The 26,954-nt window shown below is 61.6% G+C and carries 25 protein-coding genes; 13 read left to right on the top strand and 12 right to left on the bottom strand.

Annotated features, from left to right (window positions below):
* Positions 1–124: 124 nt before the first annotated feature.
* Entirely contained in the window at positions 125–2,077 is a 1,953-nt protein-coding gene (locus NBH21_RS00220; protein WP_250911963.1) for an acetoacetate--CoA ligase, read from the bottom strand.
* A gap of 172 nt (positions 2,078–2,249) precedes the next feature.
* Here NBH21_RS00220 and NBH21_RS00215 point away from each other — a divergent pair, with 172 nt between their 5' ends.
* Positions 2,250–4,160, top strand: a complete 1,911-nt coding sequence (locus tag NBH21_RS00215; RefSeq protein ID WP_250911962.1) for an AsmA family protein — start codon at positions 2,250–2,252, stop codon at positions 4,158–4,160.
* 19 nt (positions 4,161–4,179) lie between these two features.
* Here the strand turns inward: NBH21_RS00215 and NBH21_RS00210 are convergent, their stop codons facing one another.
* The 5 genes from NBH21_RS00210 to NBH21_RS00190 form a co-directional block, all read right to left on the bottom strand.
* Positions 4,180–4,995 (bottom strand): ABC transporter permease, encoded by an 816-nt coding sequence (locus tag NBH21_RS00210; RefSeq protein WP_250911961.1) that lies wholly within the window; start codon positions 4,993–4,995, stop codon positions 4,180–4,182.
* 9 nt (positions 4,996–5,004) lie between these two features.
* A complete protein-coding gene (locus NBH21_RS00205; protein ID WP_250911960.1) occupies positions 5,005–5,916 on the bottom strand; it encodes an ABC transporter permease subunit in 912 nt (303 codons plus the stop codon).
* A 10-nt stretch (positions 5,917–5,926) separates the two neighbouring features.
* Positions 5,927–7,087, bottom strand: a complete 1,161-nt coding sequence (locus NBH21_RS00200; protein ID WP_250911959.1) for an ABC transporter ATP-binding protein — start codon at positions 7,085–7,087, stop codon at positions 5,927–5,929.
* 84 nt (positions 7,088–7,171) lie between these two features.
* The gene (locus NBH21_RS00195; RefSeq protein ID WP_250911958.1) at positions 7,172–8,269 is read right to left on the bottom strand and encodes a polyamine ABC transporter substrate-binding protein; all 1,098 of its coding nucleotides are present in this window, start codon (positions 8,267–8,269) and stop codon (positions 7,172–7,174) included.
* Between the two features lie 127 nt (positions 8,270–8,396).
* A complete protein-coding gene (locus NBH21_RS00190; RefSeq protein ID WP_250911957.1) occupies positions 8,397–9,818 on the bottom strand; it encodes a helix-turn-helix domain-containing protein in 1,422 nt (473 codons plus the stop codon).
* Positions 9,819–10,055: 237 nt separating this feature from the next.
* On the opposite strand from NBH21_RS00190, the gene aceA reads away from it, so the two are divergent.
* The 5 genes from aceA to NBH21_RS00165 all read left to right on the top strand — a co-directional run bounded on the left by aceA (position 10,056) and on the right by NBH21_RS00165 (position 13,985).
* The gene (gene aceA, locus NBH21_RS00185; RefSeq protein ID WP_250911956.1) at positions 10,056–11,345 is read left to right on the top strand and encodes an isocitrate lyase; all 1,290 of its coding nucleotides are present in this window, start codon (positions 10,056–10,058) and stop codon (positions 11,343–11,345) included.
* Between the two features lie 193 nt (positions 11,346–11,538).
* On the top strand, positions 11,539–11,784 hold the full coding sequence (locus NBH21_RS00180) for an SMc00767 family acetate metabolism repressor (protein WP_099056702.1): 246 nt from the start codon (positions 11,539–11,541) through the stop codon (positions 11,782–11,784).
* Between the two features lie 219 nt (positions 11,785–12,003).
* Positions 12,004–13,047, top strand: coding sequence for a hypothetical protein (locus NBH21_RS00175; protein ID WP_250911955.1), 1,044 nt, complete (start codon positions 12,004–12,006; stop codon positions 13,045–13,047).
* A 33-nt stretch (positions 13,048–13,080) separates the two neighbouring features.
* The gene (locus tag NBH21_RS00170) at positions 13,081–13,413 is read left to right on the top strand and encodes a Pepco domain-containing protein (RefSeq protein WP_250911954.1); all 333 of its coding nucleotides are present in this window, start codon (positions 13,081–13,083) and stop codon (positions 13,411–13,413) included.
* Between the two features lie 86 nt (positions 13,414–13,499).
* Positions 13,500–13,985 (top strand): cupin domain-containing protein, encoded by a 486-nt coding sequence (locus NBH21_RS00165; protein ID WP_250911953.1) that lies wholly within the window; start codon positions 13,500–13,502, stop codon positions 13,983–13,985.
* 6 nt (positions 13,986–13,991) lie between these two features.
* Here the strand turns inward: NBH21_RS00165 and NBH21_RS00160 are convergent, their stop codons facing one another.
* A complete protein-coding gene (locus NBH21_RS00160; protein ID WP_250911952.1) occupies positions 13,992–14,864 on the bottom strand; it encodes a LysR family transcriptional regulator in 873 nt (290 codons plus the stop codon).
* A gap of 93 nt (positions 14,865–14,957) precedes the next feature.
* On the opposite strand from NBH21_RS00160, the gene NBH21_RS00155 reads away from it, so the two are divergent.
* Positions 14,958–15,251 carry a hypothetical protein gene (locus NBH21_RS00155; protein ID WP_250911951.1) on the top strand — a complete coding sequence of 98 codons (294 nt, stop codon included), beginning with the start codon at positions 14,958–14,960 and terminating at the stop codon, positions 15,249–15,251.
* A gap of 4 nt (positions 15,252–15,255) precedes the next feature.
* Here the strand turns inward: NBH21_RS00155 and NBH21_RS00150 are convergent, their stop codons facing one another.
* Both NBH21_RS00150 and NBH21_RS00145 read right to left on the bottom strand, forming a co-directional pair.
* Positions 15,256–15,399 (bottom strand): hypothetical protein, encoded by a 144-nt coding sequence (locus tag NBH21_RS00150; RefSeq protein WP_250911950.1) that lies wholly within the window; start codon positions 15,397–15,399, stop codon positions 15,256–15,258.
* Positions 15,400–15,637: 238 nt separating this feature from the next.
* A complete protein-coding gene (locus NBH21_RS00145) occupies positions 15,638–16,819 on the bottom strand; it encodes a BaiN/RdsA family NAD(P)/FAD-dependent oxidoreductase (RefSeq protein WP_280924830.1) in 1,182 nt (393 codons plus the stop codon).
* A gap of 128 nt (positions 16,820–16,947) precedes the next feature.
* Between NBH21_RS00145 and NBH21_RS00140 the strand changes: the two genes are divergently transcribed.
* From NBH21_RS00140 to edd, 5 genes are all read left to right on the top strand, one after another.
* Entirely contained in the window at positions 16,948–18,384 is a 1,437-nt protein-coding gene (locus NBH21_RS00140) for a glutamine synthetase family protein (protein WP_250911949.1), read from the top strand.
* A 17-nt stretch (positions 18,385–18,401) separates the two neighbouring features.
* The gene (locus NBH21_RS00135; protein WP_250911948.1) at positions 18,402–19,688 is read left to right on the top strand and encodes an NAD(P)/FAD-dependent oxidoreductase; all 1,287 of its coding nucleotides are present in this window, start codon (positions 18,402–18,404) and stop codon (positions 19,686–19,688) included.
* Between the two features lie 100 nt (positions 19,689–19,788).
* Positions 19,789–21,261, top strand: a complete 1,473-nt coding sequence (gene zwf / locus NBH21_RS00130) for a glucose-6-phosphate dehydrogenase (RefSeq protein ID WP_250911947.1) — start codon at positions 19,789–19,791, stop codon at positions 21,259–21,261.
* A gap of 10 nt (positions 21,262–21,271) precedes the next feature.
* Complete coding sequence (gene pgl / locus NBH21_RS00125) at positions 21,272–21,970, top strand: 6-phosphogluconolactonase (RefSeq protein ID WP_250912774.1); 699 nt, start codon at positions 21,272–21,274, stop codon at positions 21,968–21,970.
* A gap of 125 nt (positions 21,971–22,095) precedes the next feature.
* On the top strand, positions 22,096–23,913 hold the full coding sequence (gene edd / locus NBH21_RS00120; RefSeq protein WP_250911946.1) for a phosphogluconate dehydratase: 1,818 nt from the start codon (positions 22,096–22,098) through the stop codon (positions 23,911–23,913).
* A gap of 131 nt (positions 23,914–24,044) precedes the next feature.
* On the opposite strand, the gene NBH21_RS00115 is transcribed toward edd, so the two are convergent.
* A complete protein-coding gene (locus NBH21_RS00115; protein WP_250911945.1) occupies positions 24,045–25,049 on the bottom strand; it encodes an inorganic phosphate transporter in 1,005 nt (334 codons plus the stop codon).
* Positions 25,049–25,693, bottom strand: coding sequence for a DUF47 domain-containing protein (locus NBH21_RS00110; protein WP_250911944.1), 645 nt, complete (start codon positions 25,691–25,693; stop codon positions 25,049–25,051). The genes NBH21_RS00115 and NBH21_RS00110 overlap by 1 nt, the downstream gene beginning before the upstream one ends.
* A 199-nt stretch (positions 25,694–25,892) precedes the next feature.
* On the opposite strand from NBH21_RS00110, the gene NBH21_RS00105 reads away from it, so the two are divergent.
* On the top strand, positions 25,893–26,372 hold the full coding sequence (locus NBH21_RS00105) for an NUDIX hydrolase (protein WP_425340377.1): 480 nt from the start codon (positions 25,893–25,895) through the stop codon (positions 26,370–26,372).
* A gap of 87 nt (positions 26,373–26,459) precedes the next feature.
* Here the strand turns inward: NBH21_RS00105 and NBH21_RS00100 are convergent, their stop codons facing one another.
* On the bottom strand, positions 26,460–26,855 hold the full coding sequence (locus NBH21_RS00100; protein WP_250911942.1) for a DoxX family protein: 396 nt from the start codon (positions 26,853–26,855) through the stop codon (positions 26,460–26,462).
* Positions 26,856–26,954 lie beyond the last annotated feature (99 nt).

The raw sequence follows: 26,954 nt of genomic DNA, 5'->3' as shown, positions 1-26,954 counted from the left end.
CTCATCGTGTGCACCCAAGTTGCGGTAAGGTATGACAAACGCCAATTAACAAGTCGTTACCACGGCCCTCCAGCGCCATCCCGAAAAATGGGGAGGGACGCACCGCCTCTCCGCCAAAGACAACCTAGGACTGCAGCTCGGCAAGGCCGGCAAACAGTTCCAGCGCTTCCGGATTGGCAAGCGCTTCCTTATTTTTCACCGGACGGCCATGCACCACCTCGCGCACGGCCAGTTCGACGATCTTGCCGGATTTGGTTCGCGGGATATCCGCGACGGCGATCACCTTCGCCGGCACATGTCGCGGCGAGGCTCCGACGCGGATGCGCGTCTTGATCGCCTTTTCCAGGGCCTCGTCGAGGTTTCGGCCGGCAGCGAGACGGACGAAAAGCACCACGCGCACATCGTCATCCCATTCCTGGCCGATGCAGAGCGCTTCGAGCACTTCTTCCATCTGCTCGACCTGATTATAGATCTCGGCCGTGCCGATCCGCACCCCGCCGGGGTTGAGCGTTGCATCCGAGCGTCCGTGAATGATCAGGCCGCCGTGGCTTGTCCATTCCGCGAAATCGCCGTGGCACCAGATGTTGTCGAAACGCTCGAAATAGGCGGCGCGGTATTTCGCTCCCTCCGGGTCGTTCCAGAACATCACCGGCATCGATGGGAAGGCCTTCGTGCAGACCAGTTCACCCTTTTCACCGCGCACGGGGCGCCCCTCGTCATCCCAGACATCGACGGCGAGGCCGAGGCCCGGTCCCTGGATTTCACCGCGCCAGACCGGCTTCACGGGATTACCGAGCACGAAGCAGGAGACAATGTCCGTGCCGCCGGAGATCGAGGCAAGGTGGACGTCTTCCTTGATCCCCTCGTAAACGAAAGTGAAGCCTTCCGGCGACAGCGGCGACCCGGTCGAAGTGATGAGGCGCAGGCTGGAGAGGTCGTGCGTCGTCTTTGGCGTCAGTCCGCCTTTGCGGACCGCATCGATGAACTTCGCCGAGGTGCCGAAGATCGCGAACTTTTCCTCCTCGGCATAATTGAACAGGATATTGCCGTCCGGATGGAAGGGCGAACCATCGTAAAGGCAGAGCGTGGCGCCGGATGCGAGACCAGAGACCAGCCAGTTCCACATCATCCAGCCGCAGGTGGTGAAATAGAAAAGCTTTTCGCCTTCCTGCAGGCCGCAATGAAAGCGATGCTCCTTGAGATGCTGGAGCAGCGTGCCCCCCGCCGAATGGACGATGCATTTCGGCACGCCGGTCGTACCCGAGGAGAACAGGATATAAAGCGGATGCGAGAAGGGCAGCGGCACGAATTCGATGGCCTTCGCCTCGTAAGGTGCGACCAGATTGGCGAGCGTGCTGGCGCCCGGAACGGCGGCCGCGAGCGCCTCGGCGTCACCGGCATAGGTGACGACCACCAGCGGCGACCCCAGCTTTGCCGAGACGGCCTTTACCTTTTCGGCGACATCCTGCTTCTTGCCATTATACCAGTAGCCATCGACGGCGATGAAGAGCTTGGGCTCGATCTGCCCGAACCGGTCGAGAACGCCCTGCTCGCCAAAATCCGGAGAACAGGAGGACCAGATCGCGCCGAGCGAGGCGGCCGCCAGCATCAGCGCCACCGTTTCGGGCATGTTCGGCATCATCGCGGCGATACGGTCGCCCTCGCCGATACCGTGCGCCTTGAAAGCCTGCTGCAGACGCGACACCGCGCTCGTGAGGCGATCCCAGGACCAGCGGTCCTCGGCCTTGTCCTCGCCTCGAAAGATAATGGCGTCGCCATCGCCGGAACCCGAAAGCAGGTTTTCGGCAAAATTCAGTTTTGCCTTCGGAAAGAAGCGCGCTTCCAGCATGATGTCGCCGTTTTCCAGGACGACATCTCCCTTGTCACCCTTCACGCTGCAATAGTCCCAGACGGCAGACCAGAAGCCGGCGCGATCCTCGATCGACCAGGCATGGAAATCGTCGTAATCGGCAAATTCGCCGCCGATCCGTTCAGCGTTCCATTGCATGAAGCGGTACATCGGCGTCTGCCTGATGAAGGCGTTCGAGGGCGCCCAGAGCGGCTTGTCTTCTTGCATTCGTTCCTCCTCACAAGACCCCGTTTGTATAGCAGTTTGCAGCGCAATATAAAGTGTTGGAAAACGGCCTGCATTTGCAAGAGAACGGCAATTCCTATATCCGGCGTCAAGGACATGGGAGACAATGCCGGCTAACGTTTCAGGGCGGGCAAAAATCACAGGCAGGGTTGAAATGGCGATGACCACCGATCCGGAAAAGCCCGTCTCGCGGCGGCTGTCGCTGCGGCGAGCGTTGCGGATCGCGCTGGTGCTGCTCAGCGCCGTCCTGCTCGTCTTCGTCATCTCGCGGGCGGCAGCGCCCTATCTCATCTCGAGCGGTCTCGTGCGCTCGGCCATGGAGCGGGCGGTTGCCCAGTGGACCGGGCACCGGGTTTCCATTGAGGGCACGCCGGAAATCGCGTTCTGGCCCGAGCCCCGCGTCACCCTCAATGCCGTCACCATCAGCAAGCGAACAGATAACGGGCAGAAGGTGCTCGGCCGTGTGGAGAAGCTCTCCGCGTCCTTCGGCCTTTATTCCGCGATCAAGGGCAGTCCCCGCTTCAGTTCGTTCCGGTTCGTCAAGCCGGAGGTCTTCGTCGATCGCGACAAGGACGGTCGTCTCGACTGGGCAAGCGAGGGGCTTCTTTCCGCCGCGGTCAGGCAGGTCGCCAGCCAAACCGGCAGCGGGCAGACGTTGGGTGGCGACCTCGACACGCCCATCGGATCGATCGCGGTGGAAGATGGCAGCGTTCGATTGACGGATGCGACCTCGGGGCGGGATTACACTTTGAGCGGCATTACGGCCGACATCTCCTGGCCACGACTTTCCGGTTCGCTCACAGCGGAGGCGTCGCTATCCTTCGCCAACCAGCAATTCAAGGTCAATTTCTCGTCCGCGCAGCCCCTGCTGATTTTCGGTGGCAAGGAAGCCGCTATGTCGTTTTCGCTCGACGGGGCTGCGTTCTCGTCTTCCTTCGACGGGATCGCCAGCGTGGGACGGGGAAGCGTCGTCTCGGGCGACATGAGGCTGGACCTCAAGGATGTCCCCGCCCTTCTCGACTGGGGCGGCATCAGGATTGCCGGTCTCGACAAGCTCAAGACCGCCGTGCTGCGTGCAACGCTTTCGACTGTCGATAACGAACTGCGCTTCGAGGGCCTGCAATTCGGTCTCGACGATACCCATGGCAGCGGCATTCTCGGCCTCTCCCGGCCGAAGGACGGCAAGCCGCTGCTCAGCGGCACGCTCGCCTTCGATCAGCTCGACATCGCCGACCTGCTCAGTTCCTTCTCGCTGGACCTGCCGAGCGAACAGGAGAACAACGAGACCCGCCAACCGCGCCTTACCCAATGGCTGGATTTCGACCTGACACTCTCCGCAACCCGGGCAACACTGCCACCCTTCGATTTCGGCGACGTTGCCGCCAGCATCCTGCTGACCGGCAAGACGGCCAAGTTCGACATAGCCGACGCCGCCTTCGAAGGCGGCGACCTGACGGCAAGCTACACCGGGGCCGAAGGCGACTTCTCCGGCGGAGGCAGCCTGACGCTTGCGGTTCGCAACGCCGATTTCGGCGCGGTCATTGACCGGATGCAGCTCAAGGGACCGCTGCCCCGCGGGCGCGGTTCCGTGGACATGTCGATGAAGACGGAAGACCCGCTCTGGGCAACCGATCTTTCCGAAATCTCGGGCAAGCTGTCCTTCACCGCGGAGAACGGTGTTCTGCAGACCGTCGACAGCCGGAAATTCCGCGAATTCGCGGCGACGAAAGCCTATTACCAGCTCAGCGCCGCCGGCAGCGAAACCGGCCTGCCCTACGACAGGCTGGAATTCTCCGCCAGCTTCGCTGATGGCTCGGCCGAAATCGGAAAAGCGCTCCTGACCGGACCGAACGAGACGCTGACGCTTTCCGGCCTGATCCCCTACCAGGACCGAGCATTGGCCGTCTCCGGCGACCTCACCGCATCCGACCCGACCCGGGACAACGAGTTTTCGCATCTCCGCTTCTTCGTCGGCGGCTCGTGGCCGGATCCGGTGATCTCGCCGGTCTCCCTGCCAAGGGAAACGCCACGGCCGGAGGTGGCACCGGCCACCCCCGCGCCATAACAGCGAGCTTTCAAACCCATCACGCCGCTTGGGCGGCCTCATGCTCATCACGCTGGCGCTGAAGTTCCTGCTTCTTGGTCATGATCGAAGCGAAGATGACCCCTGTGGTCACCAGACCGATCAGGATCGAGCAGACCGCGTTGATTTCCGGCGTCACGCCGAGGCGCACCTGGCTGTAGATCTTGATTGGCAGGGTCGTTGCCCCCGGACCCGTGGTGAAGCTCGCAATCACGAGATCGTCCAGCGACAGGGTGAAAGCCAGCATCCAGCCCGATACGACCGCCGGCATGATGAGCGGCAGGGTGATCTTGAAGAAGGTCTTGACCGGCGGGCAGCCGAGATCCAGCGCCGCTTCCTCAAGGCTCATGTCGAAGGTCAGCAGGCGGGACTGCACGACGATGGCGACATAGCACATGGTGAAGGTCGTGTGAGCGATCGTCACCGTCATCAGGCTGCGATCGATGTTCATCGCAACGAACAGCAGCAGCAGCGACAGGCCGGTAATGACCTCCGGCATGACCAGCGGCGCATAAACCATGCCGGAAAACAGCATGCGTCCCGGAAACCGGCCGAACCGCACGAGCGTCAATGCCGCGAGCGTGCCGAGGATCGTGCCGAAAGTCGCGCTCATGATGCCGACGCGCAGGGTCACCCAGGCGGCATCGAGCAGCCCCTGGTTTGACCAGAGCGAGGAGTACCACTTGAGCGAAAACCCGCCCCAGACGGTCACCAGCTTCGAATCGTTGAAGGAATAGACGACCAGGATCAGGATCGGCAGATAGAGAAACGCAAATCCCAGCGTCAGAACGGTCGAATCGAGCTTACCAGGCTTCATCGTTCCACCTCACGCCTTCTGTTGCTGGTTCTGGAAGATCATGATCGGCACCACGAGCAGGAGCAGCAGCACCACCGCCACGGCGGAAGCGAGCGGCCAGTCGCGGTTGCCGAAGAACTCGGTCCAGAGCGTCTTGCCGATCATCAGCGTGTTCGGACCGCCGAGAAGATCGGGGATGACGAATTCGCCGGTAATCGGAATGAAGCAGATCATTGCGCCTGCGATCACACCCGGAATGGAGAGCGGGAAGGTGATGCGCCAGAAGGCTTTCCATGGCGGGCAGCCGAGGTCGCTTGCGGCCTCCAGCAGTGTTCCGTCGAGCTTCTCCAGCGCCGAATAGAGCGGCAGCACCATGAACGGCAGATAGGAATAGACGATGCCGATGAAGATAGCGGTTTCGGTGCGGAAGATCTGGACCTGATCATCAGGTCCGTAGAAACCGACCGTCTGGAGCAGGAGCGTCAGCAGCCCCTCCGGCTTCAGGATACCGATCCAGGCATAGACGCGGATCAGGAACGAGGTCCAGAACGGCAGGATGACCAGCATCAGCAGCGTCGGACGGATTGCCAGCGGCGCGCGCGCCATGGCAAGCGCCATGGGATAGCCGATGATCAGCAGCAGCACGGTCGAGATGAACGCGATCCTGAGCGACGAGAGATAGGCGCTGTAATAAAGCGGGTCTTCCGTCAGGAAGAGATAGTTCTCGAAATCGAGCTGCGAGAAGAAATCTCCGATCTTATCGAGCCCCTGAAACAAGGGAACGTAAGGCGGCATGGCGATCGCCGTGTCGGACAGCGAGATCTTCACGATAATCGCGAAGGGCGCCACGAAGAACAGCGCCATCCAGGCATATGGGATGAGAACCACCAGCCAGCGGGCCGGGGCGGAATGGGTCGTCGGGGCTGCGGTCGCGTCGCTCATCGGCCCCTCCTCAGCGGGTCAGCACGAGGCCGGCTTCCGCGGGCCAGGTCAGCCATACCTTGTCGTCGATGGTGATCGGACGGTCCACCAGACGCGAAACGTTCGCCTGCGCGGCGCGGAATGTCGATCCGTCGGCGAGCTTGACGATAAAGACCGAGAAGTCACCGAGATAACCGATATCCCAGACTTCGCCCTGAAGCGCGTTGACCGTCGTATCGGAAGGCGCATCCATCGAGATGCGGACCTTTTCCGGGCGAACCGCGAAGGCCACGGATGTACCGGGATCGGCAGCGCAGGAAGCCTGATCCACCGTCACGCGGAAACCACCCTCGCAGATAACCGTCACCCTCTCGCTTTCGGCTCGCTTTTCAACGCCCTCAAGCTTGCCTTCCACGATGTTGATGTCACCAATGAAGTCCGCCACATAGCGACTGTTCGGCGCCTCGTAGATTTCCGCCGGGGTCGCCACCTGCACGATGACGCCCTTGTCCATGACGGCGATGCGATCGGAAACCGTCATCGCCTCTTCCTGATCGTGGGTCACGATCAGGAAGGTCAGGCCCAGCGTCTGCTGGATATCCATCAGTTCGAACTGCGTTTCCTCGCGCAGCTTCTTGTCGAGCGCGCCGAGCGGCTCGTCGAGCAGCAGCACCTTCGGCCGCTTGGCCAGCGACCGGGCGAGCGCGACGCGCTGACGCTGACCGCCGGAAAGCTGGCTCGGCTTGCGCTTGGCGAACTGTTCCAGCTTGACGAGCTTCAGCATCTCCTGAACGCGTGCCTCGATATCGCCCCTCGGCAGATTGTCCTGTTCGAGGCCGAAGGCGATGTTCTTCTCCACGCTCATATGCGGGAAGAGCGCGTAGGACTGGAACATCATATTGGTCGGCCGCTTGTAGGGCGGCGTGCCGGAAATGTCCCTGCCCTGAAGGATGATATGTCCTTCGGTCGGATCCTCGAAGCCCGCGAGCATGCGCATCAGCGTGGTCTTGCCACAGCCGGAAGGTCCGAGCAGCGAAAAGAATTCGCGCTCATAGATGTCGAGGGTCAGATTGCTGACGGCGGTGAAATCGCCGAAGCGCTTCGTGACATTCTCGAACCGGATGAACGGCTTTGCCTGCGGGTCGTTCCAAGGAGAAAATTTGCGTTTGACCGGTCCAAGAGATTTCGCCATCGCGTGACCCAATGTTGAGAAAGTGAAAATAGGGCTGAAACAAAGCCGGGCGGAAAATTCCGCCCGGTAAAGTGTCTTTTCTGATCAGCTGCCCGTCTTGATCTGCGTCCAGACCCGGTTCAGCACGCGCTGTTCCTTGGGCCCGTAGGGCGAGATGGTGAACAGTTTTTTCGTCGTCTCTTCATCCGGGTAGACGGCCGGGTTCTTGAACACGGATTCGTCGATGAACTGCTGCGAAGCGAGGTTGCCGTTGGCGTACTGCACGTAGTTCGACGCCTTGGCGATGACTTCCGGCTTCATCAGGTAGTTGATGAACGCATGGGCTTCCTCGACATTCTTGGCATCCGCCGGGATCGCCAGGTTGTCGAACCACATATACGTGCCTTCCTTCGGGATCACGTAGTCGATCTTCACGCCGTTATTGGCTTCCTCGGCGCGAGCCTTCGCCTGCAGGATATCGCCCGACCAGCCAAGCGTGATGCAGATGTCGCCGTTTGCGAGATCGTCGATATACGACGAGGAATTGAAGGTCTTCACGGACGGACGGACCTTCATGTAGACATCGCCGCCGGCTTCGAGATCAGCCGTTTCCTTGCTGTCCGGATCCTTGCCGACGTAATTCATCGAAATCGCAAAAGTTTCGTCGGAGGCGTCGAGGATATTGATGCCGCAGGCCTTGAGCTTTTCGGCATTTTCCGGCTTGAACAGAATGTCCCAGCTGTCGATCTTCACGTCGCCGAGCGCGGCCTTCACCTTGTCGACGTTATAGCCGATGCCGGTGGTGCCCCACATGTAGTTGACGGCATATTCGTTGCCGGGGTCGTATTTTGCCAGACGGTCCATGACTGCCGGCCACATGTTCGAGAGGTTCGGAAGCTTGGACTTGTCGAGCTTCTGGAAAACGCCTGCCTGGATCTGGCGAGCGAGGAACGGACCGGTCGGAACCACGACGTCGTAGCCGGAGCCGCCGGCCAGGAGCTTGGTCTCGAGAATTTCATTGGAATCGAAGACGTCATAGACAACCTTGATGCCGGTTTCCTTGGTGAAATCCTCAAGGATCGATTCATCGATATAATCCGACCAGTTGTAGACGTGAACCACACGGTCCTCAGCCTTTGCCCCACCGGCAAAAACAATAGCTGCCACGGCCACGGAAGCCCAGCGAATGAAATCGGCTTTCATTTTTTCTCCTGTTCCTGATTCAGGCGGGCAGAACGCCCATCGCCATTCCCATTGTTTTTTTTGACAGACTAAGAAGGAATTGGTCGGGCGACAAGTTAAATTATGCGCGGCGCAACATCTTCCGGGGTCACTGGAAGTCGAAGGCCGAAAGCCCCGTCACCATCTCATCGAGGCCAAGCGGACGGGTGACCGGCGGCTCGGCTCGGGCAAGACAGCCCTGCCGTTCGCACAACCTGCAGGCAGTTCCCACGGCAACCGGCGGTGTCGATGCGATCGCCTGCCCATAGACAATGTCCTCGCGGTGAGCGATATCGCAGCCGACCAGCAGAGCGGTGCGCCTGACCCGTTCGGAGAACCCGGCCTGCGGTCCTTCGAGCGTGCGTGAGATCGTCAGAAACCCCGTGCCATCCGGCATCTCCACCGCATCGACCAGAACCTGCCCCGGCTGAGCGAAGGCTGCGTGAATATTGAGCTTGGGGCAGCCCCCGCCAAACTTCGCCTGCGGATAGCCTTGCGCACCGGCCTTGCGGAAGCGATGACCGGCGGTATCCACCTCCAGCATGAAGAAGGGCACGCCCGTAGCACCTGGACGCTGCAGCATGGTCAGCCGGTTCGCTGCCTGCTCGTAGGAGACATTGAAGCGCGAGCGCAGGATATCGATGTCGTAACGCGCCCTCTGCGCCGCCGAGAGAAAGGCGCCGTAAGGCATGGTCACGGCATGGGCGGCATAACGGGCCAGCTCGAAACGGCCGAGCCGCCTAGCTTCCCCGTTGGAAAAGGCCAGCGCCTCCAGTTCCGCAGCGATCTCATCGCCCAGCGCCAGCAGGCTTGCCTCCATGGCCACCTCCCTCAACTGGTCGAAGGGGGAAAGGCGTTCGGAGAGGAAAAGCCGCATGGAGTGCCGGTCATAGCGCCGGCGCAGGTTCGGCATGGTGTGGATCGGCAGGGTCCTGACGACAATACCATGTTGAGTTCTGAGCCAAGCCTTCAGCGCCGCGCCGAGGTCGTCTCCCGGCGACAGGCCGAGAGATGCATGAAAGGCCTCCGCCGCGTCCTCGATGCGGGCATAGAAATTCGCCCGACGCTCCAGCTTTTCCCGCACCTCGTCGACCGGAAGCCGGGTGCCCGAGATCGAGGTTTCGTGCCCTTCCCGCGCCAGCAGCTCGGCCAGATCCGTCAGCCGCGCCGCCTGTTCGCGATAGGCGCGGTAAAGCTTGACGATGCCGGCGGCTGCATTGGGCGCGGCCTCCGCCACCTCGATCAGTTCCTGATCCCCCGGCACCTCGCCCGACAACAGCGGATCGGCGAAGACCTCGCGCAACTGGCCGGCCGTGCCACCCGCCTCACCCTGCAACTCGTCGAGATCGACCTTATAGACGGCGGCAAGCTTCAGGAGCAGCTGGACGGTGAGCGGCCGCTGGTTGCGCTCGATCAGATTGAGATAGGACGGCGAGATGTCGAGCGCCTCCGCCATCGCCGTCTGGGTCAGTCCCAGACCGTTGCGGATGCGGCGCACGCGCGGGCCGGCAAAAATCTTGTTTTCCGCCATTCTCCACCCCTTTTACAAAATCCAGACAACTTGTCGTCTTCTGCGGATTTACAGTTTTTACAAATTTACATCACCGAATTGTCAAACACAAGACAGCCTAACCTCTTTCATCTCTTTGTTTTATCGTTTTTTCTGGTGGTTTTGTGCAGCGCGCTGTAAATCTAGTCACATCAAAAGCGAACCAATCGGGACAAGAAAACCGAGCGGCATGCATACCATAGCACAAGGGAGTGACTTATGACTGATTTTTACAATCTTGTTCCGACCGCATCGAAGGACCGTTTCGACGGCATCGAGCGTCCGTACAGCGCGGCAGACGTCAAGCGCCTGCGCGGTTCCGTAGAGATCAAGTATTCGCTCGCCGAAATGGGCGCGAACCGCCTCTGGAAGCTGATCAACGAGGAGCCCTTCATCAATGCGCTTGGCGCGCTTTCGGGCAACCAGGCCATGCAGATGGTCCGCGCCGGCCTGAAGGCCATCTATCTTTCCGGCTGGCAGGTCGCCGCCGACGCCAACACCGCGTCCGCCATGTATCCGGACCAGTCGCTCTATCCGGCGAACGCTGCTCCTGAACTGGCCAAGCGCATCAACAAGACGCTGCAGCGCGCCGACCAGATCGAGACATCGGAAGGCAAGGGGCTCTCGGTCGATACCTGGTTCGCTCCGATCGTTGCCGATGCCGAAGCCGGTTTCGGCGGTCCGCTCAACGCTTTCGAGATCATGAAGGCCTTCATCGAGGCGGGCGCTGCCGGCGTTCACTTTGAGGACCAGCTGGCATCGGAAAAGAAGTGCGGCCATCTCGGCGGCAAGGTTCTGATCCCGACCGCCGCCCATATCCGCAACCTGACCGCTGCCCGTCTGGCCGCCGACGTCATGGGCGTTCCGACGCTGATCGTCGCCCGCACCGATGCGGAAGCCGCAAAGCTTCTCACCTCGGATATCGACGAGCGCGACCAGCCCTTCGTCGACTATGACGCAGGCCGCACGGCGGAAGGCTTCTATCAGGTCAAGAACGGCATCGAGCCCTGTATTGCACGCGCAATCGCTTACGCTCCCTACTGCGACCTGATCTGGATGGAAACCGGCAAGCCGGACCTCGAACAGGCCCGCAAGTTCGCCGAAGCCGTGCACAAGGCGCATCCGGGCAAGAAGCTTGCCTACAACTGCTCGCCGTCGTTCAACTGGAAGAAGAACCTCGACGACGCAACGATCGCCAAGTTCCAGAAGGAGCTGGGTGCGATGGGCTACAAGTTCCAGTTCATCACGCTCGCCGGCTTCCACCAGCTGAACTACGGCATGTTCGAACTCGCCCGCGGTTACAAGGATCGCCAGATGGCCGCCTATTCGGAACTGCAGGAAGCGGAATTCGCCGCAGAGGTCAACGGCTACACGGCGACCAAGCACCAGCGCGAAGTCGGCACCGGCTACTTCGATGCCGTCTCGCTCGCCATCACCGCCGGCCAGTCCTCGACGACTGCGATGAAGGAATCGACCGAGACCGAGCAGTTCAAGCCGGCCGCCGAGTAAGGGGCTCGCCCCTCATCCGGCTACCGCCACCTTCTCCCCGCAGGCAGGGAGAAGGACGATGGGGCCGCCATTCTGCCTCCTTCTCTCCCGCTTGCGGGGTGAAGGTCCCGGCAGGGAGGATGAGGGGCAACAGCCGACGCGCAAAGACAGCAGATCAAAACTTCAAGAACCCCGAATAGAGAGGAGAAATACCATGACCCCGCAGACCCGAGTTAAAGAACGCGCCGAAGAACAGGCATCCGCAATGACCGCCGACCAGCAGGCAATGATCCGCATGGTCGCCAACGACCTGCACCGCCTCAACCAGTCGGTCATGAAAGCCGTCGATGCGGGCGTCTCGGTCGAACTCGTCCGCTCCGCCCGCCATCATGGCGGCGAAGGAAACTGGGGTGATCTTCTGATCCCCGTCATCGTCACCCAGGGCAGGAACGCTGCCTGAGGTAAATCCATCCGGCACCCTGCCCGGATCGGTTCCCGCGCAATGATCGTCACGCTTCGGGGGGAGTTGTGTCGAGCGTTGCGCGGGTCTTGCCGTTGGCGAATAGCGGGGGCAAAATCCAACCGCCGCAATACGAAATGGCGCGCAATGTAAAGTCGCCAATCTGTCAAATGCCCTTATAGCGTGTTAGCTTTCCTGCCATTTCAGAGGGGGCTCGAAATGGAACTGACGCAGCAGGACATTAACGAGATCGCCGAACTGCTCCCGTCCGCCGACGACGGTAACACTCAGATTGCCGAAATCACCCGACGAGCGGATCTCTCCTGGCCGCGCAACAGGTTATTCGCCGCCGCCGCCAATCTTCAGTTGCTGATGGAAGGTATCGTTCCGGGTATCGAGCAGACAGGCTCGCCGGCGATCACGCCCGCGGCACTGCCCGCGAGGATGTTCGGCGTCAGCTATGGCTTCATCTCCCTCAAGGAGGGGCTGGCCAAGGAAATCGAATGGCCTGTCTCCAAGAGCGGCAAATTCGGGTTCGGGGTATCGATTTTGGCGACGGCACCGGCGGGAAAGGCCAGCCAGAAACCGCTTGAAACGTCCATTCGCTTCGCAAGGCGGCAATTTCCGGTAATCGTCACCTATACGAGGTTAGAACCGCACGGCATCCCACCCCATCCGGGCAATCCGAGTACAGTCGGAAGCAGCGCATGCTGGGTCAAACCGGCGATGAAGAACCCTCCCTTCGACCGGGGCATTCTGACTGCCCGCCACGTCGTCGAGCACTTGTCGCTTGGCACCCCTATCGACCTTGATCCTTCCACGGACCACAACACACCGAACCAAGGACATCTCGCCGACGATGGCCACTGCGCGGTAGATGCGGCGGTGATCAAAATCGATTCCACGGACTGGCCGGCCGGCCTGAGTTCGCTTTCCCTGCTCGGTCCGTTTCCAAACCCGACGCACGTTGTCGCTCCCGGCGATCCCGTCACACTTGACGGACGCCTTACAAGCCCAGGAAATCGCTCGGTTCTCTCACACCATCCGCTGCCCGGCTACTGGGGTTCGATGATGGGCCAGCGGCTGGTGCTCGATGCGCAGGCACAGGGCGGCGACAGCGGCGCGCTCGCCACCCACAATCACACCGGTGCGGGGGTGGGCATCTACATGGGCGGCATAGACGACGGCAATGGCGGCAGGAACGGCCTCTGCCAGGATCTCTATCAGGCCGTCAGATATCTCGAAGTCGATCCTTATCTCTAAAAACGGGCCTTATCTCTAAAACGGAAGAACGACATGACCAACCTGACCATCATAGTGCCTGCGGCCGCGGCGGCCGTTCCCGAAAGAATACGCGAGGCAGACAAGGGCGGTGAGCAGCATGGACTCAGGGAAGCAGTTGCGCGCCTGGTAGGTTACGTACCGAAGGACACCGAACAACTCGACAAGAAGCTGGCCGAAACCATCGCACAATTGCAGGAAGTCATCGGCAAGATCGAAAAATCATCTGTCGGCTCGATGCAGTTGAAGAGCGTCGAGGTCGGCCTCGCCATCAGCGCCGAAGGCAGCATCGGCATCGTAACGGCCGGCGTGGAAACGAGCATCACGCTCTCGTTCGAACGCAGCTAGAAGGCGGACCGGTCGATCAATCGACATGCTTGCGAACGAACCGCCGGCACCGGCTTTGCCGAAAGCACCGGCAAAGGAGGATTGCGATGGTTCTATCCGATCATCCGGGTAAGCTTGCCGATGGCGAGGATCGTTTCGGCACGCCGATGCATTTCCTCAACGGCCGCTTCGACATCAAGGTCTCCGCGGCCGATACCGGCGGAGCGCTCTGCATCATCGACACCCTGCGCGACCGGGTGGGCGGTCCGCCGCTTCATTATCATGAACATCAGGACGAGTGGTTTCTCGTCCGCGAGGGCACGTTCCTGTTTCGGATAGGCGACCGGCTTCATCGTGCCCAGCCGGGAGATTCCATCTTCGGTCCACGCCGCGTGCCGCACGCCTTTCGCTGTCTGACGGCGCCGGCCCGCCTGTTGCTGGTGTTCCAGCCGGCATTGCGGATAGAGGAATTCTTCGCTGGCGGCACAAGGCTTGAGCAGGCGGAGACTGCGGCCTTCGATGCCCTGAGCCTCGCCCACGGGATCGTCAATATCGGCCCGACCCTCCGCGGCGACGAACCCGTCGACGGATAGACGCCATCATCCTTCGCTGCTCGGCCGCCTGCCGGCGAAGAGATCGGCATGCGCCCGCATCAGTCGCGTCATACGGTCCACGACCACGCGGATCTCCGGCCGATGGCGGTCGTCATTGTTCATCACGATCCATTGGCGATGACGCAGCACCTCGATCTCGCCGCCAACACGTTCAAGTCTCGGCTCCAGATCGCCGACGATACAGGGCAGTAGGGCGACGCCTGCGCCGGCGAGCGCAAGATCCCGCAGGGCATGCGGCCGGTTGACGGTGACGACGATGCTGTCAGCCCGGTTTTCATGCGGCCAGCGCAGATAGGACGAGATGGCATTTTCCGTGTCGACCGCCAGCCAGCGGACTTCGGCTTCAACATTGTTTCGCGCCTTGTAGGCGGCATAGGCGACCTCGCCAAGAAGCACCTTCGCCAGGTTCTGCTCCTCCGGTTCGAAAGCCCGGATGCCGATATCCGCTTCCCGATGGGCAAGGCTTGCACGCTGTTCGGCGATGAAGAGATCGATGCGGAAATCGTCGCGCGCGGTGCAGATCGCGGAAAAATTCTGGCTGATGAGGCGAGCGACCCATGTGCCCGCCGCAATCCTCACCAGCGCGCGCGCCGCCGCGTCCTGTCTCCAGGTCTCGACCCTGCGGATCGCCGCTTCCATCTCGCCGAGATGGGTCAGAAGCTCGTGGCCATCATCGGTCAGGCGATAGCCCGTCTGACTGCGCAGGAAGAGTTCGCGACCAAGCTGGCGCTCCAGCTCGACCATGCGCCGGCCGATGGTCGCCGGGCTTAGACCGCTTGCGCTGGCAGCACCCGTCAACCCTCCCCGACGGGCAACCTCGATAAAAAGCTGATAGCCGTCCCAGGCGATGTTTTTCATGGGTGAAAGACATTGCACGATTTCTGGCGTTTATCCATCAGAATTGGACGTATAAATCAGAAGACGGATTCTGAACCGAGAAGGAGATCCGTCATGCATAGCGCTCTGGCGACACTGATCGCATTGACCGGCCCGCAACGGCCACCCGCAAGGACAGCGGAAGCCGAACAGGCCTATTACGAAACCCATACCGGACCATTCGGTGGCCGGCTATCGCTTCGGCTCCGGTGGATCGGCGAAGGTTTCAGGCAGTTGATGGCGCAAGCGGGAATATCGAAGCGCTCAGCGGAAAAGAGCCGTTCGTCGGAAGGAGACATCCGCGGGATCGCGGCGTCCGGGCGGCAGTCGCTCGCGGGCCGCGAGCGGACATCCTGCCGTCAATGTTGACGCTTCAGCCAGCGAGGCCGATAGCGAGCGCGGCGATGGCCGCAGCCGCGCCGAAGCAGAGAATTGCGAGGTTGCGGAGACGCGTCATTTCGGCGTCACGCGTTCTGGCAATGGCGATGGCACGGGGCTTGCGATCTTGTCTGTTCATCGGCTCTATCCTGGAGACTGCCGTTCAGGGAAAATCAATGCCGTTTCTGCGCGGCAATCCGGTCCGACCTCATGTCCCATTCCGCGACGCCACTTGCATCGCTGAATGCCGGCTAAGGTCAAGAATGAGCTAGCCACGTTAACAAGAACTAAATTAAGGCATTAAGCTTGCGCAGAACACCATGATTGCGGAAATTTTGTTGCCCCGCATGCAAAATGCTGCAATTGCGACAATTCTGTCACATGCTTTCGCCGGCAGCGCGACCGGAGGCCCAGGCCCACTGGAAATTATAGCCGCCCAGCCAGCCTGTCACATCGACGCATTCGCCGATGAAGTAGAGACCGGGCACGGATTTCGCCATCATCGTTCGGGAATCGAGGCCAACGGTATCGACACCCCCGAGCGTCACTTCGGCGGTTCGATAGCCCTCCGAGCCGGCGGGCTTGATCGGCCATCCCTTGAGAAAGGAACCAACGGCATCCAGAGCCTTGTCGGAAAGATCCGCAATCGGCCGTTCGATGCGGTGCCGTTCGGCCACATATTGTGCAAGCCTTTTCGGCAGATGCTGCGCCAGCACCGTCTGCACGGCCTGCCGACCGTTCTCCTTCTTCGCAGCCTTCAGCAGGGCGGAGAAATCGAGATCCGGCTCCAGCGACAACGTGATTTCATCGCCTTCCCGCCAGTAGCTCGATATTTGCAGGATGGCAGGGCCGGAAAGTCCCCGATGGGTGAAGAGCAGCGCCTCGCGAAACGCCGTCTTGCCGTGGCGCAGCTCGGCCTCCACCGCAATTCCGGAAAGCGGCGAAAGCTCGGCCAGCAGGTTGGGCTCCAGCGTCAGCGGCACGAGACCGGGCCGGGTTTCGGTCAACTGCAGGCCAAAATCCTCGGCGATGCGGTAGGCGAAGCCGGTCGCGCCCATTTTCGGGATCGACTTGCCGCCGGTTGCCATCACCAGCGCCCGGGCCTCCACAAGGCCGTCGCTGGTGGCGATGCGGAAACTGTCTGCGCCCTTCTCGACGGCACCGATTTCGGTTCCGAGCCGCAGCTCGACGCCGCCGGCGCGCATCTCGTCCAGCAGCATGCGGATGATGTCCCTGGCGCTGTCATCGCAAAAAAGCTGGCCCAGTGTTTTTTCATGCCAGGCAATCCTGTGCCTCTCGACCATGGCGATGAAATCGGTGGGCGTGTAGCGGGCGAGCGCCGATTTGGCAAAATGCGGATTGGCGGAGAGGAAGTTCTTCGGTCCGGCATGAATGTTGGTGAAATTGCAGCGGCCGCCCCCGGAAATGCGGATCTTTTCGCCCGGCGCCCGGGCGTGATCGAGCACCACGACCGAGCGGCCGCGCTGCCCCGCCGTCAGCGCACACATCATGCCGGCAGCACCGGCGCCTATCACAGCAACATCAAATATACGCGCCAATTTCCGGCTCCTGCGGCAAAGAATATCTGTCTTTTCGATCGCCTCTCCAAAGTCAATGTTCTTTCCCCCCTCGCCAATTCGAGAAGTCCGGGTATGATGACGTCATCAACAACCCCAACCGGTGAGACATGCCTCCGAAGAAAAATATGCTCAGACCCCAAGGCGCAGCGTCCAAAAAGGTGAGCATACCTCCGGATCCCGGATCCAAGCGTGGGGTAAAAACGTGGAAGGAAGCCACCGCCTGGCTTCGTGCCCGCGGCATCGAGGACATCGAGTGCATCACGCCGGATCTCGCCGGCGTTCCGCGCGGCAAGATGATGCCGTCGTCGAAGTTCACGTCGAACACCTCGCTCGCCCTGCCGTCGGCGCTCTACCGCCACACGATCTCCGGCGAATACCCGGAAGAGACCGGCAATTTCCGCTACGAACCGCGTGACAGCGACCTGAAGCTGGTGCCCGATCTTTCGACGCTGTCGGTGGTGCCGTGGGAAACCGACCCGACGGCGCAGGTGATCTGCGACATCGTCAATTCGGACGGCGAAAACGTTTCCTATACGCCGCGCAACGTCTTGAAAAACGTCCTCAAGCTTTATGAGGACAAGGGCTGGCGGCCTGTCGTCGCTCCGGAAATCGAGTTCTACCTCGTCGCGATGAACGACGACCCGGACTATCCGCTGCATCCGCCGAAGGGCCGCTCGGGTCGCTCCATTCTCGGCGGTCAGGGCTATTCCATCGCCGGCATCAACGAGTTCGATGAACTGATCGACGACATCTACCACTTCTCGGAAAAGCAGGGCCTCGAGATCGACACGCTGATCCATGAGGAGGGGCCGGCCCAGCTCGAAATCAACCTGCGCCACGGCAATCCGATCGAACTCGCCGACCAGGTCTTCCTGTTCAAGCGCACGATCCGCGAGGCGGCGCTGAAGCACGGCATTTACGCCACCTTCATGGCCAAGCCGATGCAGGGCCAGCCGGGTTCGGCCATGCACATCCACCAGTCGGTGGTCGATGTGGAAACGGGCAAGAACATCTTCTCCAAGCCCGACGGCTCCGCATCGAGGGAATTCTTCCACTTCATCGGCGGCATGCAGCTCTTCGTGCCGAAGACGCTGTCGATGATGGCGCCCTACGTGAATTCCTATCGCCGCCTGACGCCCGACATGTCGGCGCCGGTGAACAATGCCTGGGGCTACGACAACCGCACCACGGCCTTCCGCGTGCCGGTGTCGGATTCGGCCGCGCGCCGCGTGGAAAACCGCCTGCCAAGCTCGGACGCCAATCCGTATCTCGCACTGGCGGCCTCGCTTGCCTGCGGCTATCTCGGCATCGTCAAGGAGATCGAGCCCACGGCAGCGGCCGAAGGCACCGCCAACGAAGGCTCGGTGGAGCTTCCGCGCGGCCTGCTCGAGGCGGTGTCGCTGCTCGAATCCGATCCCGCTCTCGCCGAAGTGATGAGCGAGGAATTCATCGGTCTTTATGCCGGCGTGAAGAGAGGGGAATTCGAAACCTTCATGCAGGTGATCAGCCCGTGGGAACGAGAATTCCTGCTCTTGAACGTCTGAGCGCGAAGGAGTTCCCCATGTCATGGCAAAGCCCGATCGCACCGGGTATCTCCTGGTATCAGGAAACCGTTGCCGAGCGGCCGGAATACCCGGCGCTCGACGGTTCCAGACAGACTTCCGTCGCCATTATCGGCGGCGGTTTCACCGGCCTGCAGGCCGCCTATCATCTGGCGAAATCCGGTGTTTCCGTCACCTTGATCGAAGGGTGCCGGATCGGTGACGGCGCATCGGGCCGCAATGGCGGCCAGCTCGGCACCGGTCAGCGCTCCTATCCCGACGAGATCGAGGAAGAACTCGGCTTCGAACGGTCCAAGGCGCTGTTCGACCTTGCCGAGAACGCCAAGAAATACCTGTTCGATTTCGCGGACGAACACGGCATCGACATGGACTATCTGCCCGGCCAGCTCAATGTTTCCCACAAGGCGAGCTACGAGCGCGAGTACCGCCAGTCCGTCGAGGCGATCGTCACCCGCTACGGCTATCCCCACATGTCCTTCATGGACGGCAGGGAGACGGCGGAACGGGCCGGCTCAAAACGCTTCTTCTGCGGAACCCGAGACACCGGCACCGGTCACATTCATCCGCTGAAGCTCCTGATCGGGCTTGCCAAGGCGGCGAAGGACGCCGGCGCCGGGATCTTCGAAATGACCCCGGCGAAGTCGATCCGGCAAACCGCCGGCAAGACGCTGATCGAGACGCCGACCGGCACGATCAGCGCCGACCGGGTGCTGATCGCCACCAATGCCTATATCGCCAACCTCGAGCCGGTCACCGCCGCGCACGTCATGCCGATCCACTCCTTCATCGGCGCGACCGTACCGCTCGACAGGTTTCCGGAGGTCATTCCGGGCTCGGAAGCGCTCGCGGATTCCCGCTTCGTGGTGCGCTACTGGCGAAAAACGCTCGACGGGCGGCTGCTGTTCGGCGGTCGCGAGGCCTATACGGCGGACGCACCGCGCGACATCTCCTCTCACATCCGGCGCCAGATCGCCGAGATCTATCCGCAACTGCGTGACATCGAGATCACCCATGCCTGGGGCGGCTGCGTCGGCATCACCATGCCGCGCAAGCCCTTCGTCCGCGAAGTGATGCCCGGCGTCATGTCCATCGGCGGCTATTCCGGCCACGGCGTCATGCTGTCAAATTACTGTGGCAAGCTTTATGCAGATTCGATCACAGGAAAGACCGGCGAACTCGACCTTCTGAAAGACCTGAAAGTCCCACCTTTCCCCGGTGGTGCGAAGTTCCGCAGCCCGCTGCTGTTCCTCGCGCTCACCTGGTTTGCGCTGCGGGATAAATTCTGATTTTTTCGCACGTGCGCGCTTTTCAGGCTCGGGACCACTGGCTTTTTTAAATCGATTAGATTAGAAACGAAACCGACAGTGCCGAGAAAGAGAAGCCCACATGAGCAGTCAGATCATTCCCGTGGAACCCTTCGACTACGTCGTCTTCGGCGGCACCGGTGATCTTGCCGAACGCAAGCTCCTGCCGGCGTTGTATCACCGGCAGCTTGCCGGTCAGTTGAGCGAGCCGACGCGCATTATCGGCGCATCGCGCACGCCGATGACAGACGAAGAGTACCGCAAATTCGCACAGAATGCGCTGAAGGAACATCTGAAACCCGAGGAATACAACGAGGCGTCGGTCGCGAATTTCTGCGCCCGCGTCTTCTACGTCTCTGTCGACGCCAAGTCGAACGACGGCTGGGACAAGCTGAAGGTCCTGCTCGACAGCGGTAAGGACATCGTGCGCGCCTTCTATCTTGCCGTTTCTCCCGCAATCTTCGGCGACATCGCCGACAAGATCCGCGATTTCAAGCTCATCACAAAGTCGACCCGCATCGTCGTGGAAAAGCCGATCGGCCGCGATCTCGCATCCGCCGAGGTGCTGAACGACACGATCGGCCGGGTTTTCAAGGAAGAGCAGATCTTCCGCATCGACCACTATCTCGGCAAGGAGACGGTACAGAACCTGATGGCGCTGCGTTTTGCCAACGCGCTCTACGAGCCGCTGTGGAACTCAGCCCATATCGACCACGTTCAGATCACGGTCGCCGAATCTGTCGGCCTTGAGGGACGAGTGACCTATTACGACAAGGCCGGCGCGCTGCGTGACATGGTGCAGAACCATATGTTGCAGCTTCTCTGCCTTGTGGCGATGGAAGCGCCCCATTCGATGGACGCGGAAGCCGTTCGTGACGAGAAGCTGAAGGTCCTGCGTTCGCTGAAGCCGATCACCTCGGCGAACGTCGAAAAGTTCACCGTGCGCGGCCAGTACAAGGCCGGCGCTTCCGCCGGCGGTCCGGTCAAGGGCTACACGGAAGAACTGGAAGCGGCCTCCGATACCGAAACCTTCGTCGCCATCAAGACGGAGATCGATAACTGGCGTTGGGCAGGCGTGCCCTTCTACCTGCGCACCGGCAAGCGTCTGGCGTCCCGCGTTTCGGAAATCGTCATCGCGTTCAAACCGATCCCGCATTCCATCTTCGACGACGCCGCCGGACGTATCGAGGCCAACAAGCTGGTCATCCGCCTGCAGCCGGACGAAGGCGTCAAGCAGTGGCTGATGATCAAGGACCCGGGGCCGGGCGGTATGCGCCTTCGCCACGTCTCGCTCGACATGAGCTTTGCGCTGGCCTTCGACGTGCGTAACGCCGACGCTTACGAGCGACTGCTGATGGATGTCATCCGCTCCAACCAGACGCTGTTCATGCGCCGTGACGAGGTCGAGGCCGCGTGGAAGTGGGTCGATCCGATCCTCAAGGGCTGGGAGGAAATCGGCCAGCGCGCCCAGGGCTACACTGCCGGAACCTGGGGCCCGAGCCAGGCAATCGCTCTCATCGAGCGCGACGGCCGGACATGGCACGAGAATGACTAGGAACGGGCTGATGGGCTATCACATGCACGCCTTCGAAAGCCGTCCGGCGCTGGCCGAGGGGCTGGCGAACCGGGTGGTCAAGGCGCTCGACGCGGCGATCGAACTCAAGGGCTCGGCCACCATCGCCGTGTCGGGCGGCTCCACGCCGAAGGCTTTTTTCGAGGTGCTGTCCGGCAAGCCGGTCGAATGGGACAAGGTGACGATCACGCTCGTCGACGAACGTTTCGTGCCGGCCGACAATGCGCGCTCCAATCATCTGCTGCTCTCCACCCATCTGCTCAAGGGTCCGGCGGCAGCGGCACGCGTCCTGCCGCTGTATCATGACGCTGCCTCCATCGAGGATGCGGCGGCGATAGCAAGCGATGAGGCCAACGCGCTCGGCGCACCCTTCGATGCCGTGATCCTCGGCATGGGCAATGACGGTCACACCGCCTCCTTCTTCCCCGGCGGGGATCATCTGGCCGAGGCGCTCGACCTTGCGCTGCCTCGCCGGGTCATGACCATGGAAGCCGAAGGTGCCGGCGAACCCCGCCTCACCTTCTCCTTCTCTGCTCTTCACGATGCCCGCTTCCTCGCGCTTCATATCGAGGGAGCGGAAAAGAAGGCCGTGCTCGACAAGGCCCTTGCCGGCCGCGACGAAAACGAGATGCCGATCCGCGCCATCCTTGGCCGGTCGGCGACGAAACCCGATATCTACTGGGCTCCCTGAAACATCAGGGCAGTCGCACGCCGTCCGTAAGCGGACGGATACCGATCTGACCCGGAAAGCCGGGCCTTGCGTGGCTGAAAGCGCCCGATTGAGCGCGCCGCGCGTCACGACAGGAGGATTGTCCCATGAGTGCCGACAGCCGTATCGAAGCCATTACCCGCCGTATCGTCGAGCGTTCGAAGCCGACCCGCGAGGCCTATCTCGACCGCGTGCGCAGCCAGATCTCCAAGGGCGTTCATCGCTCGGTTCTGTCCTGCGGCAACCTCGCCCATGGTTTCGCCGTCTGTTCCCCCGGGGACAAGACCGCTCTGTCAGGCGATCAGGTTCCCAATCTCGGCATGATCACTGCCTATAACGACATGCTCTCCGCCCACCAGCCGTTCGAAACCTACCCTGCCCTGATCCGCAAGGCGGCGCACGAAGCCGGTGGCGTGGCGCAGGTTGCGGGCGGCGTGCCGGCCATGTGTGACGGCGTTACCCAGGGTCAGCCGGGCATGGAACTTTCGCTCTTCTCCCGCGACGTGATCGCCATGGCGGCCGGCATCGGCCTTTCGCACAACATGTTCGACGCTGCCGTCTTCCTCGGCGTCTGTGACAAGATCGTGCCGGGCCTCGTGATCGCCGCGCTGACCTTCGGCCACCTGCCCTCCATCTTCATTCCCGCGGGACCGATGACATCGGGCCTTCCGAACGACGAGAAGTCGCGCATCCGCCAGCTTTATGCGGAAGGCAAGGTCGGCCGTGCCGAACTCTTGGAAGCGGAATCGAAATCCTACCACGGCCCCGGCACCTGCACTTTCTACGGCACCGCGAACTCCAACCAGATGCTGATGGAGATCATGGGCTTCCACATGCCCGGCTCCTCCTTCATCAACCCCAACACGCCGCTGCGCGACGCGCTCACCCGCGAGGCTGCAAAGCGTGCGCTGGCGATCACCGCGCTCGGCAATGAGTTCACGCCCGCCGGCGAGATGATCGACGAACGCTCGATCGTCAACGGCGTGGTCGGCCTGCATGCCACCGGCGGCTCGACCAACCACACGCTTCATCTCGTCGCCATGGCCCGCGCCGCCGGCATCCAGCTGACCTGGCAGGATATTTCCGACCTGTCGGACATTATCCCGCTTCTCGCCCGCGTCTATCCGAACGGGCTTGCCGACGTGAACCATTTCCACGCGGCCGGCGGTATGGGCTTCCTGATCAAGCAGCTGCTCAAGGCCGGTTACCTGCATGACGACGTGCGCACCGTCTTCGGTCAGGGACTTGCCGCCTACACCATCGATCCGAAGCTCGGCGAAGATGGCAACGTGGTTCGCCAGCCGTCGCCGGAGGAAAGCGCCGATCCGAAGGTGCTCGCCCGCATCGAGGCCCCGTTCCAGCCGAATGGCGGCCTGAAGATGCTGACCGGCAATCTCGGCAAGGCGGTCATCAAGATCTCGGCGGTCAAGCCGGAGCGCCATGTCGTAGAGGCGCCGGCCATCGTCTTCCATGACCAGCAGGAGCTGCAGGACGCCTTCAAGGCCGGCAAGCTCGACCGCGATTTCATCGCCGTCGTTCGCTTCCAGGGACCGAAGTCGAACGGCATGCCGGAACTGCATCGCCTGACGCCACCGCTCGGCGTGCTGCAGGACCGTGGCTACAAGGTGGCGCTCGTCACCGACGGCCGCATGTCCGGCGCGTCCGGCAAGGTGCCGGCCGCCATCCATGTCACGCCCGAGGCCGTCGATGGCGGCGCCATCGCGAAGATCAAGGATGGCGACATCGTGCGTCTCGATGCCATCGCCGGCACGCTGGAAGTGCTTGTCGATGCCGCCGAGTTCGCGGCACGCACACCGGCAGCCCCGGATCTCTCCCACAATGAATTCGGTCTCGGACGCGAACTTTTCGCACCGCTGCGCCGCGTTGCCGGCGCTGCCGACATGGGCGCCAGCGTTCTCTACTGATCGCGGACTCTCGCCTTAGAAATTCCTCCATAGGGCCCGGAGACGAGACATCGTTTCCAGGCTCTATGCATCAGGCACCGCATGGATGCCGGTGGGTGCGGCCTTGCAACGCACCAGTCAGCCGGGTTCGTTCAGCCGAAGGCCGAGCAGACGAGGTAAGTCACCCAGGAAATGGCGGCCGCAGCCGGAAGCGTCACGACCCAGGCGATCACGATGTTGCCGGCGATGCCCCAGCGTACCGCCGAAACGCGGCGTGCGGCTCCCACCCCGACAATAGCGCCGGTGATGGTATGGGTCGTCGAAACCGGAATACCGAGCCAGGTCGCCCCGAACAGCGTCAACGCGCCGCCTGTTTCCGCGCAGAAGCCCTGCATCGGATTGAGCCGGGTGATCTTCGAGCCCATGGTATGGACGATGCGCCAGCCGCCGAAGAGCGTGCCGAGCGCCATGGCCGTCTGGCAGGAAATCACCACCCAGAAGGGCACATAGAAGGTGTCGCCGAGATAACCCTGCGAGAACAGGAGCACGGCGATGATGCCCATCGTCTTCTGCGCGTCGTTGCCGCCATGGCCGAGCGAATAGAGCGAGGCGGAGGCGAATTGCAGCAGGCGGAAGGAGCGATCGACGGCAAAGGGCGTCTGGCGCATGCATATCCATGCGACGATCAGCACCAGCAAAAGCGCCAGGAAGAAGCCGATCATCGGGGACAGGAAGATCGCGACCACTGTCTTGGCGAGACCGTAGAAGACGATCGAGGCGCTGCCGATCTTGGCTATACCGGCACCGACCATGCCCCCCACCAGCGCGTGGGACGAACTGGACGGAATGCCGAAGACCCAGGTGACGATGTTCCACACGATCGCGCCGACGAGTGCGGCAAAGATCACCTGCGGGCTGACGATAGCGGGGTCGATGATCCCGGTTCCGAGCGTCTCCGCCACATGCAGGCCGAAGAACATGAAGGCGATGAAATTGAAGAAAGCGGCCCAGCCGACGGCGAACTGGGGGCTCAGCACCCGCGTCGAGACGATCGTGGCGATCGAGTTCGCGGCGTCGTGCAGGCCGTTCAGGAAATCGAAGAAGAGCGCCACGCCGACGAGGGCGACCAGCAGAGGCAGGGCAAGCGTGGCATCCATCAGACGTTCTCGATCACGATGCCGCTGATCTCATTGGCGACGTCCTCGAAACGGTCGACGACCTTCTCCAGCTCGCCATAGATCTCGCTGCCGATCAGGTAGGCCATGGGATCGCTGGACCCGTAACGCTTGAACAACTCCTTGAGACCCTTCTCGTAGAACTCGTCGGAACGGCCCTCCACGCGCATGACTTCCTCGGCGATTTCGCTGAGGCGATGGGCGTTGGAGCCGATCTTGTTGAGCAGCGGAATGGCCTCGGAAATCAGCCTTGCGCATTCTGCGATCATGATGCCGATCTCGCGCATACCCGGATCGAAGCTGGTCTGTTCGTAGAGCCGGATGGTCTTGACCGTCTTGTGCATCATGTCGATCGTGTCATCCATCGACTGGATCAGATCCTTGATGTCGCCCCGGTCGAAGGGCGTGATGAAGCTGCGGCGCACCGCCAGCAGGACTTCGCGGGTGATATCGTCGGCCTCGTCCTCGAGGTCGATGATCTTCTGGCCGTGCGCCTCGATGTCCCCCTCGCCGGCGAGCAGGTCCTTCAGCGCATTGGCCGCTCCCACCACCGTGCGCGTGTGGCGCTCGAAGAGAATGAAAAATCCGTCTTCACGGGGAAGAAGCTTTTTGAACAGGCTCATCATGCATTCATATCCAGTCGATCATGTCCCGTGGCATGCCCCTTGGCATATCCCGTGGAGGGGCTGTCATAAAACTGTCATAAATGAAAGAAGAGTACTGCAAAAGCTGGAAATCCAAGATAATCGTGGACTGTCACAATCTACTTCCACCCCCTTCCAGCCTTCCTCCGAGATCCCGTTGGCCAAGAAAAAGACGTTCCTGATGAAGCTCGCCGATACGGGCGGCACGCTGTTTGCCGCCGACTGGCTGGAGCAGTACGCGGCGATCTGCTTTCGTCGCGCCGCTGGAGGAAACGGGTTTGAGGTTCTACTGATCACGACGCGAGGATCGGGCCGGTGGGTCATTCCCAAGGGAAGCCCGATGAAGGGCAAGACCCCGCGAGAGGTCGCAGCTGTCGAAGCCTTCGAGGAGGCCGGCATCAAGGGAAAGGTCGGCAAGAAGCCGCTCGGCCGCTACAGCTATGTCAAGCGGCTGGACAATGGCAAGGATGTTCCCTGCATCGTCGAGGTCTTCACGGTCGAGACGACCTCCATCGCCGAGACCTTCAAGGAGCAGGGACAGCGCCAGACCCTGTGGGTACGTCCGACCGAAGCGGGCGGCTATGTCGAGGAGCCGGAATTGCGCGGCCTGTTTGCCAGGCTCGACGCCCGCCTTCGCAAGACACCGCCGGATATCGCCTGAGCCTCCTCCCCGCGCATATCCGGCCCCACATATCTGGTAAAGAGGGCGCGACGTTCCGCACCCTTCGATCATCAGAAGCCTGCCGGATCAGGCCTGTCCGCCGTTGCGGCGGGCATCGACGCTGATCGGCCCCGGGCCGGCTGCCACCAGATAAAGGAAGATGAAACAGAACAGGATGGCTGCCACCCCGCCGTTCTGGGAGGGGAAGAAGTTCTGCGGGAAATGCGCGATGAAATAGGCGAAGGCCATCAGGCCGGACAGAACGAAGGCAGCCGCCCGGCTCATGAAGCCGATGAGCAGCAGGAAACCAAGGGTCAGTTCCAGCAGGCCGGCGATCCACGGCATCGACATAACCGGCGGCACGCGCTCGGCCACGGGAAAATGCAGGATTTTCTGGGTTCCGTAGCTGAACAGCACGAGAGCTGAAACGATGCGCAGCAGGCTGAGGAGGTAGGGGCTGGCCTGATTTAGTCTTTGCTTCACGGGGAAGGCTCCTTGGAGGTTGCTCTGCGGATGGAGGAGTTCCCAGATGGGAGAACCTTCCGATAGCGCATCCGGCGTGTCGCTCAACACACGTTAACC

It is taken from the genome of Ciceribacter sichuanensis, assembly GCF_024055605.1.
Taxonomy (GTDB): Bacteria; Pseudomonadota; Alphaproteobacteria; order Rhizobiales; family Rhizobiaceae; genus Allorhizobium; species Allorhizobium sichuanense.
The sequence above is the reverse complement of the archived record's forward strand: the minus strand, read 5'-3'. Positions and strand labels throughout refer to the sequence as shown.